Annotated in this window: 1 protein-coding gene and 1 pseudogene; one reads left to right on the top strand and one right to left on the bottom strand. The window is 73.0% G+C overall.

The window, feature by feature from the left end; all coding sequences use genetic code 11:
* On the bottom strand, window positions 1–1598 hold a 1598-nt coding region (locus ENSA5_RS27710; protein ID WP_146156184.1), incomplete at its 3' end, for a serine/threonine-protein kinase.
* 152 nt (window positions 1599–1750) lie between these two features.
* Here ENSA5_RS27710 and ENSA5_RS27705 point away from each other — a divergent pair.
* Window positions 1751–2097 (top strand): annotated as a pseudogene (locus ENSA5_RS27705) (hypothetical protein); the annotation flags it as partial.

The raw sequence follows: 2097 nt of genomic DNA, 5'->3' as shown, positions 1-2097 counted from the left end.
GCCGGGTCGGGCTTCGGCGCGGGCTTGGATCCCGACTTGGCGCTGTGCTTGGCCGACTCGGGCGCGGGCTCGGGCGCGGGCTCGGGCGCGGGCTCGGGCTCGGGCTCGGGCTTCGCCTCGGCGGCCGCTGGCGTGATCAGCTCGGCCTGCCCGGGCTCGGGCTTCGCCGCGGCCTCGCCGGGCACAAGCCCGCGGTCTCGCGCGGGCTCGGGGGCCTCGCGCTGCCCCGTAGAGTCGGCCGCCGCGGGCTCGCGGGTCGACCGATCCTCGGCCGCGCCGCTCGGCACGTCCTGGATCAAGGTGGTGACCGCCCACCAACCGCCGAACCCGACGCCCGCGACCACGAGCAAGCTCGCGAGCACGATCCCGACGACGGCCCCCGGCGAGATCCCAGCAGACGGGCGGCTCGCGGCGGCGGGGCGCTCGGGCTCCGGCTCGTGCTCGACGATCGGCTGCGCGATCGGCTTGTAGCTGTCGGTCAGCTCCCGCGGGCTCTTGGGCGCCGCCCGCCCGGCGTAGCCCATCGGACGCGCGCCCGAGGCCGCGGGTTCCTGAACGACGCCCGCGGCCATGCTCGCCGCGGCGGCGAAGCTCGCTAGCTCCGACAGCTCGGCCGCGAGCTCGCGCGTGTCCGCGAAGCGCCGAGTCGGCAGCTTGTCGAGGCAGCGCGCGACGATCGTCTCGAGCTCGTCGGGGATGAACTGCCGCGGCGCTCGCTCGCGCAAGGACTTGGGTGTCTTGGTCAGGTGATGCCGACGCAGGCGCTCGGGGCTCCCGACGAAGGGCGGCTCGCCCGTGATCATCGTGTAGAGCATGCAGCCCATCGAGTAGACGTCGCTGCGGGGATCGAGCTGCTCGTTGCGGCACTGCTCGGGGCTCATGTAGGCGGGCGTTCCACCGAGCAAGAACCCCCGCGCGAGCCCGAAATCGACGACCTTGACGAAGTCGCCGACCTCGCCCGTGTCGACCAGGAACACGTTGCCAGGTCGCAGGTCGCGATGGACGATGCCCTGCTCGTGCGCGGCCCCGAGCGCCTTGCCGACCTGCTGGGTGATGCTCACGGCCCGGGCCCACGCGATCGTCCCGCGCCGCGTCATCAGCTGCTCGAGGGTCTGACCGCCGAGCAGCTCCATCACGAAGTAGGGAGCCCCCGACGCCAGCCGACCAAAGTCGCTGAACTGGACCACGTGGGGGTGGCGGATGCGGGCCACGGCGCGGGCCTCTTCGAGCATCTTCTCGCCGATCCCGGCGGCGAGGGCCTGCTGGGCGAGAAATTTGATCGCGACGGCGTGGCCGAGCTCGACGTGGACCGCCTCCCAGGTCTCGGTCAGCTCGCCGCCGCCGAGCAGGCGCTCGAGCCGGTAGCGGCCGTCGATCAGCTCGCCGCGTTGGTGGTTGTTGCCTTGGACCGACGGGGCCTCGCCCCCGGTGACGACGCCGCCGGGATCCGGATAGGAAGGCAGCTCGCCAGGGTTGGGCATCCAGCGCATGGCCTTGCCCGTGGCGACGACCGGCTTGGCCGGCTCTGGCTGGGGACCGAGCGACGGGCCCATCCACGCCTGCGTCCGGCGTGGACCGTCGGCGTCTGCTGGACCCATGGCGACGAGCTTAACACGAGTGAGCGAGAACGACCTCGCTCGAGGCCGCGCCGAGTCGAGGACCCGGAGACCCGATCGAAAGATCAGGCACGTTCTCGCGCCCAATGGTGCACACTGCGTGGGTGAACGGTCCGATCTCGACGGTGGCGCCTGTGAAGCGAGTGCTCCAACGCGGCCTCCAGCGCGGCCTTCAGGGCCTCAGCGGCGCGCCTGAACGGCTGCTGCGGGCGGGGTTCGGCGATCCACCTCGGAGCGACCGCGGGATCGAGCAGGATCTGCGGACCCACGTGCTGCTCTCGCTGGCCCGGCGCGCGGGCATCGGTGAGATCCACGAGCTGCCCCCGGCCAAGGCCCGGCGTCACTTCGAGGCCAACGGAGCCCTGCTCGACCTGCCCGCGACCCCGCTCGCCGAGCAGCGTGACTTCGAGCTCCCGGGCCCCGCAGGGCCGCTGCAGGCCCGCCTGTATCGCCCGCAGCCCCGCCCTCGCCAGCCCAGCTC

Source organism: Enhygromyxa salina (assembly GCF_002994615.1).
In the GTDB taxonomy this organism is placed as follows: domain Bacteria; phylum Myxococcota_A; class Polyangia; order Nannocystales; family Nannocystaceae; genus Plesiocystis; species Plesiocystis salina_A.
Note: the sequence above shows the minus strand (reverse complement) of the source record. Positions and strands in the feature narration are given on the sequence as shown.